The 9,422-nt window shown below is 41.3% G+C and carries 9 protein-coding genes; 6 read left to right on the plus strand and 3 right to left on the minus strand.

Going from position 1 to position 9,422, the window contains the following annotated elements; all coding sequences use genetic code 11:
* Positions 1-157 precede the first annotated feature (157 nt).
* Positions 158-1,738, minus strand: a complete 1,581-nt coding sequence (locus LC574_RS12515) for an ATP-dependent DNA helicase (protein ID WP_229453820.1) — start codon at positions 1,736-1,738, stop codon at positions 158-160.
* Positions 1,739-1,938: 200 nt separating this feature from the next.
* Between LC574_RS12515 and LC574_RS12520 the strand changes: the two genes are divergently transcribed.
* Positions 1,939-2,901: a M48 family metallopeptidase gene (locus tag LC574_RS12520; protein ID WP_229453821.1), complete on the plus strand. Its 963-nt coding sequence runs from the start codon at positions 1,939-1,941 to the stop codon at positions 2,899-2,901.
* A gap of 229 nt (positions 2,902-3,130) precedes the next feature.
* Here LC574_RS12520 and LC574_RS12525 read toward each other — a convergent pair whose 3' ends face one another.
* Entirely contained in the window at positions 3,131-3,877 is a 747-nt protein-coding gene (locus LC574_RS12525) for a PEP-CTERM sorting domain-containing protein (protein ID WP_229453822.1), read from the minus strand.
* Between the two features lie 309 nt (positions 3,878-4,186).
* Here LC574_RS12525 and LC574_RS12530 point away from each other — a divergent pair, with 309 nt between their 5' ends.
* Complete coding sequence (locus tag LC574_RS12530; RefSeq protein ID WP_229453823.1) at positions 4,187-4,612, plus strand: hypothetical protein; 426 nt, start codon at positions 4,187-4,189, stop codon at positions 4,610-4,612.
* A 392-nt stretch (positions 4,613-5,004) separates the two neighbouring features.
* Here LC574_RS12530 and LC574_RS12535 read toward each other — a convergent pair whose 3' ends face one another.
* Complete coding sequence (locus tag LC574_RS12535) at positions 5,005-5,562, minus strand: Uma2 family endonuclease (protein ID WP_229453824.1); 558 nt, start codon at positions 5,560-5,562, stop codon at positions 5,005-5,007.
* Between the two features lie 307 nt (positions 5,563-5,869).
* Between LC574_RS12535 and LC574_RS12540 the strand changes: the two genes are divergently transcribed.
* From LC574_RS12540 to LC574_RS12555, 4 genes are all read left to right on the plus strand, one after another.
* Positions 5,870-6,070, plus strand: coding sequence for a hypothetical protein (locus LC574_RS12540; protein ID WP_229453825.1), 201 nt, complete (start codon positions 5,870-5,872; stop codon positions 6,068-6,070).
* A 57-nt stretch (positions 6,071-6,127) separates the two neighbouring features.
* Positions 6,128-7,813, plus strand: a complete 1,686-nt coding sequence (gene lysS / locus LC574_RS12545; protein ID WP_229453826.1) for a lysine--tRNA ligase — start codon at positions 6,128-6,130, stop codon at positions 7,811-7,813.
* Positions 7,814-8,102: 289 nt separating this feature from the next.
* Complete coding sequence (locus LC574_RS12550; protein ID WP_229453827.1) at positions 8,103-8,240, plus strand: hypothetical protein; 138 nt, start codon at positions 8,103-8,105, stop codon at positions 8,238-8,240.
* Positions 8,241-8,810: 570 nt separating this feature from the next.
* The coding region (locus LC574_RS12555) for a serine hydrolase (RefSeq protein WP_229453828.1) at positions 8,811-9,422 on the plus strand (612 nt) is incomplete at its 3' end.

Below are 9,422 nucleotides of genomic sequence, written 5' to 3' on the forward strand. Positions count from 1 at the left end.
TGTTTCCCCTAGTGCGGTTTTACGACGCTTTGCTTCACCCATAATCAGCAACTTAAATTTTACTTAGGTTCTAAATTTATCTTGCCAGGAATCATAGCTATAGAGAGGGGACGAATAGCATTACCTTCATAAAATGTAAATTGAGTGACAAATTACTTTAGGCAGAATTTTCTTCACTAGTGTTAGAAAACAGATTGGGATCGAGATAGTTAATGCGGGCCAAAGGACTTAAAGCTGCGAGAATTTGAGCGCCGTAGCTGCGGTTAACCACACGACTATCAAGTAAAGCAACAATACCTTGACTTTCTCGGACTGGAGCGATCGCTCTTTGTAATTCATTCAAAGCTGTTGGCAACAAATATAAACGAAACCAATCTTGATGCGATCGCTTATAACGAGCTACCCTACCAGCTACTAGCGGATTTTCTAAAGATGGTAAAGGTAAAGTAGCAATTATTAACAGATGGGGTGCTGGCAAGACTTGCTGATGTTCTCGCCAAAATTCCCAACCGCTAATCAAAATACCATTTTCATCTAAACAAGTTTTTTCTACTTGTACCCGCGAACCAAATTCTGAAGCCAGAATTGTTGCAACTTGAGACTTGAGTGGTACATCTCCCACTAAGACAACCGTTAATCCTGGTGCTGTAGCACTTAGACAAACCAGTGTGCGGACTTTGTGAATAAATGCTGCTTGAAATTCTGGCGTGTTAGGTAGGGGCAACTTATAAGGTACATACAGTTGAATTGCTTCTGCTTGATCCGCAGAGAACTTCAGGCAAGTTAAATCTTCCAAACCAAGGCGCTGTCGGAAAAGAGGAGCCTCAGTTTCCGGTTCGATAGCGCTGCCAATTAAAACTACTGGTTGTCGCCGCCATAAGGGTGAGAGGATTTCTCCTAACTCCATTGGCGCATAGTGCAAAGAAAATAAACCTTGTCGATGGGCAATAGTCGCCCAGAAGAGGGCGGGGGGAGCAGGGGGAGATGAGGGAGCAGGGGAGGCAGGGGGGGGAAGATTTTCATCAAGAGTTTGAAATTGTTGCCAGAATTGTTTCCAATTATCTGGGAGGTTGGCTTGATCTAAAGCTAAATAGAGACGGCTTAAAATTTCTATTTCTGGCTGGGAAATTAGATAACACTGATATGGATTGACAGGATGCTGAAAAAGTTCGTGTGTCAGTTGTATCTGTGCTTCACGAATTGCCTCAGCTTGATTTGGGCAAGCCAGCATGAGTTGTTCCCAATCATGGGGTTGAATATCTTGGGTAAGTTGATCGCGCACCCAATCTTCGAGATCATCTACCCCATCAATAATTGTGGGGATGCCTTGGGGAAAGCAGGAGCCACCAGTAAATTGTCCTTTTAACCAGGCTTCTGGCGAGGTTAACAGTAGCCCTTGGAACTGGGCACTAGGCCAAGCATCACCTGTCCTAATCGCTTTGTTGGCTGGTAGCCACTGTTGTAGACGGGGAATTTCCACCCGCAGCAGAAGTTGCTGCACCGCTTCTTGAGCAACAATAATTACTGGGCCATGCCACATCAGGGCTGATGCTACGAAACTAGTACGATATCGCCCTTGATAGCCACAAACCGCCCCTACTTGAATTAGGGCGCTACGTCCCAGGCGCAAGGCGCGTGCTACCAACCGTGCCATCGTCAAATGATGGGGCCAGGAAGGGAACCCCGCCTGCGATCGCAAAAAGTTATGTAATGAAAAATGAACTTCTGCCTCAATCACACGCTTTTAATTCCATACAAAGTGACTTTTACGAACAAAGCCCCATTTCTATTATGTTGTCCTTTGTTATTTGTCATTTGTCATTTGTCCTTTGTCAGTTGTCCTTTGTCCTTTGCTAATGACTAATGACCAATGACTAATGACTAATGACTAATGACCAATGACCAATGACCAATGACTAATCACCAATACCCTGAATTATGCCAACTTACACAGGAATTTCCAGCGAAGCCTTCAGGCATCCACTAGATCGCCAAGCCGAGCAAGCTTTACGAAATTTACCAGGATTTGATTTAATCGCTCGTAAATTTGTGGAATTTATCTACGAACGCCCTCAGTTAGTCTATCTAATGGGTAACACCATCCAAGTCGGGCCGCGTCAATATTCCACTATTTACCAGATGTTTCGGGAATGCGTCCGAGATTTGGACATTTATCCAGAACCGACACTGTTTGTCTTGCAAAATCCCCAAGCAAATAGCTATGCGCTGGGGCAAGAGAATCCTTACATAGTCATAAATACAGGTATATTAGACTTACTAGACGAAGCCGAGATTCGGGCGGTGCTAGCCCATGAACTGGGGCATATTAAATGTGGTCATACTATTTTAATTCAAATGGCGATGTGGGCGATGAGTGCTGCTTCCGCCTTGGGAGAATTGACCTTCGGCATCGGTAATATTGTCACACAAGGCTTGATTTACGCCTTTTTTGAGTGGCGGCGTAAAGCCGAGTTATCGTCAGATCGCGCTGCACTACTAGTGATGGATGACTTGAATCCGGTGATGTCAACGATGATGAAACTCTCTGGCGGTAGTAACAAATATGCCAATGAATGTAGTTTACAAGAGTTTATCAAGCAGTCAGAAAATTATCAGGCACTTGATGAAGATGGACTAAATCAGTTGTATAAATTTTTGCTTTATAATGGCGCTCAGGGTACGCTATTAAGCCATCCTTTCCCAGTGGAACGCTTGCATTACTTACGGGCGTGGGCAATATCCGAAGAATACCAGCAAATTCGCCGAGGAAATTATCAGCGATCGCCTGCTTCCGGATCAGTAAATGTTGCAGCAGAATCTTCCACCAATGAAACAGAAACTTTACGCCGTCAAATTGAAGAATTACAACGGGAAATCGACAGAATGAAAAGGTCTGAGTAGTTTTGAGTGCTGAGTGAAGTTATATATAGTGCGTTAGATTTGCCTAATGCACTATATCTTTTAGCACATACTTTGTCTTAAGTTGCAGTCTCTGTAAAACTACCCCTCATTTATAGCAAAGTGCTGAGTGCTGTACATGGATAGCGGGGCGTTAAGCCAGTGCTGAGTAAAAACCCAGTTTTTTCAAGCCTTTGAGCAATCAACACTATCCTAACCTATGTGATTAGGGCTATATTCTATTTTTGTGTTTGAGAGCTAAACTTGAGCCTAGTACGCCTAATAGAGCGAGAAGACCACTTGTGGAAGCGGGTTCAGGAATAGACTCAGCAATAGGAAGTTGACGAATTGTAAAGGAACCAGAAGAATTGTTTGCGTTTAAATTATCGCCAACATCAACAGAAAACGTGAAATCCACGGATTCGCCAGGAGCGACAAATCCCCCAGACCATTCAATACCAAAAGAGCCGTCCTGGATAACTTGCGTGAATTTAGACGAGGTAGGCTGAGGGTCAGAGTTTGAACCGTTGAAGTCGAAATCTGGAATTACAGTTCCAGGGGCGACAAGAATTAACTCAGGCGGTGCGAAGTTATCATTAACTCCAAAGCCAATCTTAAAACTAAAGCCGTCCCAAGTAGAGCTAGTATTATTTACAGCAGTTTCGGTAAAGAAATACTCTGTTGTCCCTCCTGAAGGTTCAACGAACAATTGAGTGTCAATCGGCGCGATGACTTGAAAAGTTTTGGGGGTACAAGATAAGCCAGGGAAGTTAAGAATCTGATTCTGGCTTGCAACTGTGCTGTTGTCGTTATTTGGAAATAGCGTATTGACAGGAGTTTGAACTTGTGTACACAAGATATCGCCCTGACCAGGCCCCGTAGGCGGACTTATGCTAGTAATGCTACGAGCCTGTGCCACTCCACCAAAGCATAGATAAAATGCCAAGGTAGTTACAAGGGTTTTAGTTATTTTTTTCATTTTCTGATACTTCTCTGGTTGTTAGGAATTCCTGCAACCAAATTTTACCAGGACTTACGCATTGACAGATTAACAGAAATGAGCAATTAAGTTATGATTTTGTACAAACTTGAATTTGGGTCTGGATTTTCACAAAAATAATTCACTTAAGTTTGCCATTCTAGTTTTTTTGGATTCCCTTAAAGCAGATAATATTTTTTAGCTGAACTACCATCCTCCTGGGGGTGGATAAATTCAAGATTTAAAATTAAGGCTTGAAAATTGCTTAACTATATCTCAGCATTAAATTAGATGTAGGCATTTCTGAATATGGCAATTTACTTGACAAAACGGCTTTCTGTGTTCGCTGCTATTCTAGCTCTTGTCCTTTACATGCCGGGAATTGCCTTAGCTGCACCCGTTCAACTCCATACTACTTCTGGTGTCATTTCCGCCCAAACTACCAAAACTGCTAGCTACTCCACCTCGTCGCAGATTAACCTGACTCCCTTACAACGCCAAGAACTCCAGGCTGTGCGTCAGAGAAGAAACAGGGAAATTGAGGCAGTCTTAAACACATCGCAACGTGCCCAACTTAATCACAATCTCCGGGCTGGTAATAATATCAATCAAGCCCTAGAAAAACTGCATTTGCAACCAGAACAGCAAGATTTTGTAAAGGCGATCGTGCAATTTACTAACTTGAAAATGAAGGCTATTTCATCTAGGCATTCGCTAAAAATAGAACAAAAATAAAGGTTTTACTTGTAAAAGAAAATTTTGAGCCTTTGTCATAGAAGATATCAATCATATTTTCTATGACACAATACGCTTGGGTTAGCGTCAAAAACCTTAAACTGCGTAGGTTGGGGAGCCACTGCGTTGGGCGGCTCTGCCGACTTGAAGCAAGTGGCGTTTGAGGAACGAAACCCAACATTTTCGCGGGCTTGTTGGGTTTCACTTCCCTACGGGACGCTGTGTTTCGACTTCGCTTAACATAAATTCGCGTTCGTTCAAGCCAACCTACGATTATCCTTAACCCAAGCGTATTGTTCTATAACAGCCTTTTAAATAAAAAGTGCGATCAAGCGATCGCACTTTTTATTTAAAAGTTAAAAGACCGTCATACTCAAATTCTGTTATCTAACTTATGGAAACAGTTGACTAATCTGGATTTCAATTTCTGGAAATGCAATCAAGGATAACGTTGCATCCTCCGGCAAAATAAATTTAAGATTGTAGCCTTCCAAACTCGGTTCGCGGAAAACATAAACCTGACGCTGATTCACATCCAAAATCCAGTAATCAGCAATTCCTGCCTTAGCATATAAAGGTGCTTTCTGTTTGCGATCCGTGTCTAGCGTTGTATCTGCTACCTCAATCAATAAAAAGATTTCATTGGGTGCAGGATGATGATTAATGTACTTTCGCGCATCAATGCGGACAACGGCAATATCTGGTTCAGGTTCCGAATATTGGCTTAACTGAATGGGATCTTGCACCCGAACTAAGGCAATTTCTGCTAGTGATCGCTTAAAATAATCAGATGCACATAGAGTTGTTGCTGCGTGTGAAGGATTTTTGGCACTCATGGGGATAACTTGTCCATCAATCAGTTCCACCCGTTCGTCGGCTGTAATAATACCCGTTTCAAACATCCGGTGATATTCGTTTACAGTCCACAGGCGGACTCTAGTTTGTGTCATTGTGTATTTCCTTTAGCGATGCCTCCGGCGGGCTACGCCTACGCACGCACCCTCAAGGACAAGTATCTTTCACTGCTAACTTTTGTAACATCTATAAATTAATCTTGCCCTATTTTGCAATTTAGAAACAGTTTTGGCACATTTTTGTTTCATATTTGTTTCAAATTCAGCTAAGTCTGATATAATAAAATATTTAGCTATTTTTGTTTCTTTTCCTGATAAGATTTGACTAAAGCAAAAAGCCAGTGCGTCCCGTGGAAAGTTCGGCACTGGCTGTTGCTCCAAACTCAATGGAGACTTATCTATTATGCCCTATCGAGAGAATCTCAATAGGTGGTTAGTTGTGCGTTTGCTTGCCAACATGCAACGAGTTGTTGTGGCTCGTTTCCGAACACAATCGGATGCTGATGGGTATTTGCAGGTTATTAAACGCTTAATCCCGGATGGGAAATTTTTGGTAGTGTTTGATGGCGACACCAAATCTGAAATTTGTAAAGATTGCAGATAATCGCCCTACTTGATTGCAGCATTTATAATTAATCTTGCCCCCTGAAAGTTCGTTACCATGTCGGAAGAAGATATCCGGGCCGCAAGGCTGGAGAAAGTAGAACAACTCAAGCAGCTAGGGACTAATCCCTACGCCTATCGTTGGGAATCTACCCATCATGCAGCGCAGTTGCAAGAAAAGTTTGCCGATTTAGCCAGTGGTGAAGAAGTTGATTTAGAAGTTGCGATCGCTGGACGCATTATGGCGCGTCGCGTTTTTGGTAAACTGGCTTTCTTCACTTTACAAGATGAAACTGGCACAATTCAGCTTTATTTGGATAAAAATCGCATCCAAGAAGGCATGGCAGATATTGATGCTGATGCCTTCAATCACTTAAAACAACTCACAGATGCAGGCGATATCCTGGGAGTTAAAGGTACTATTAAACGGACTGAAAAGGGCGAGTTATCTGTCTACGTTAAACAATATACTATCCTGACTAAATCCCTGTTGCCCCTACCCGACAAGTGGCATGGATTAACGGATGTTGCCAAGCGCTACCGTCAGCGCTACGTTGACTTGATTGTTAACCCGGAAGTGCGGCAGACTTTCCGCCGTCGCGCCCAAATCACTGCCGGGATTCGTCGTTATTTGGAAGAACTAGATTTTCTGGAAATTGAAACGCCAGTTTTGCAAAGTGAGACTGGAGGTGCAGATGCACGTCCATTTATCACCTACCACAACACTTTAGAAATGGAGTTGTATCTGCGAATTGCGACCGAACTCTATCTGAAACGGTTGATTGTGGGTGGTTTTGAAAAGGTGTTTGAAGTAGGGCGAATTTTCCGCAATGAAGGAATTTCGACTCGACACAATCCGGAATTTACGATGATTGAAATTTACCAAGCCTACGCCGATTACAATGATATGATGGCGTTGACTGAGGGGATTATTACCACTGTCGCCCAAGAGGTACTCGGCACATTGCAAATCACTTACCAAGGGGAACCTATAGATTTAACACCACCTTGGCGGCGAGTGACAATGCACGATTTAGTTAAAGAATTTACAGGCTTGGATTTTAATTCGTTCCAAACTTTGGAAGAAGCAAAAACAGCAAGTAAAAATGCTGGGATTCCTGGTGTAGATGAAGCAAAATCAATTGGTAAGTTACTGAATTTAGCTTTTGAAGAGAAGGTAGAAGCTAATTTAATTCAACCTACCTTTGTAATTGATTACCCAGTAGAAATTTCGCCTCTAGCAAAACCTCACCGTTCTCAAGCTGGCTTGGTGGAAAGATTTGAGTTATTTATCGTAGGACGAGAAACTGGCAACAGCTTCTCAGAACTTACCGATCCTATCGATCAAAGAGAACGCCTAGAAGCCCAAGCCCAAAGAAAAGCTGCTGGCGACTTAGAAGCCCAAGGTGTAGATGAAGACTTTTTGACAGCTTTAGAATACGGTATGCCGCCTACGGGTGGTTTAGGGATTGGGATTGATCGGTTGGTAATGTTATTAACTGATTGTGCCAGTATTCGGGATGCGATCGCCTTCCCCCTACTCAAGCCCGAAGGCAGCGTTATTAAGCAATTTACCTATGAGCCAAAAACTCAAACACTAACTATTGAATTTGATAGTGGAAGTGTTTACGAGTATTTCAAAGTACCTCCCAGTGTCAAGGAAGACTTAGACAATGCACCGTCTAAAGGTCAATACTTTAACAAGTTTATTAAAGGGAAATTTAAGTTTGAACAGTTGAGCTAGTAAGTACTATTCACTATTCAACAGTCGGGTGCGTTAGGCAAAGCCATAGCGCACCATTTTTATTTACCTAAGTTGCACTCACTTATTTCTATATGATATTCTTTTAAAGGAATAATATAATTGACATTCTTTATACGGAACTAGTGATGAAATTGATGAAATTGATCTGTTGGATTTAGCTGAGGAAGTGCTGGATAAATTAACAAAAATATTGGAATTATTGTTATAAGTTTTATTTTTGTGTACAGAGAAAAACCATTTATATTAACTAACTATCGGCAAATTAATCATGATAGAAGAAGTTATAGATTTATTATTGGAAATATTGGTAAAAACCTCACATAGTTCTGCTGATAAGAAGATAGTTTATCCTTTACTGCAAGATAATTTAGACAAACTAAATATAGGAATCGTATTTGATTTTTGAAATTATTTACGTAGGCGGGGAGTGGGGAGTAGGGAGTAGGGAATAAGGAATTAGGCTTTTCGAGTTGTACCGAGCTTTTTCAGAAATCAAATATTAGTCCTATATGTATAAATCCTTGCTAGCAAAATTAAAACCGCAATCATAATTTATTAGTACTTATAGAATTACATAATGAGTTGATGTAATATAAGCATATTTTCTATATTTCAATACAGTTCAGTTAAGCAAAGCGCAACCCAACAAAGCCACGAAAATGTTGGGTTTCGGTCCTCAAACGCCACTTGCTTCTCCCAAGGGGAGACGCTGCGCGAACAAGTCGGGAAACGCAAGGGCGCAGGGCTGCCCCAACCTACGCAGTTTAAGGTTTTTGGCGTTAAACCAAGCGTATTGTTCTATATTCTAGGTTGTAATTTTTTATAAAAATTCTTGTTTACAATATCCCAGAGAATATCTTATTAATATCTCTTGACATGAGATATTTTAGTGATTATTATGTCAATCAATCCGGATTTGATTAACTTTTTCGGAAAATCTCTGTAAATAAATCCAACACTATCTTCACAGCACTACATGAAACTACGCTGGTTTTTACTAAGCCTTATAAGTATTCTTTTACTATCGTCCCCAGTAAAAGCGAATCCTAATACGAATCAAATTGGCAACGTAAATGACTGGAGTGCAAATCAATCTAATTTACAACTACCAAAACTTAAATTTATTCCTCCGGTTCCTCTAAGCGATCCTGTCAACCCAATAAATGCTTCTAAATTCACTGGTGTAGTTCCTCTAGGACGCGAGATATTAGAACTAAAAACTCCTATTAAAGCATTAATGGCTCGCTATAGATTCCTCACTCCCGGAATCTTTTTTATGAACTTAGAAACAGGGGATTATTTTAGTTTTAATGGTGATAAAGCTTTTTCAGCCGCTAGCACAATTAAGTATCCGATTTTGATTGCTTTATTTCAGGAAGTAGATGCAGGGAGAATCAAACTAGGCGAAACTTTGGTGATGCGACGGAAACATGTCACTGGCGGTTCTGGAAATATGCAGTATCAACGAGTGGGAACTAAGGTTAGTCTCTTGCAAACTGCAACCAAGATGATGACTATTAGCGATAATACTGCTACAAATATGATTATCGACCGCTTAGGCGGTGTATCTAAATTAAATCAAAAGTTT

Origin of the sequence: Nostoc sp. CHAB 5715 (assembly GCF_020829685.1) — a bacterium.
Taxonomy (GTDB): Bacteria; Cyanobacteriota; Cyanobacteriia; order Cyanobacteriales; family Nostocaceae; genus Nostoc.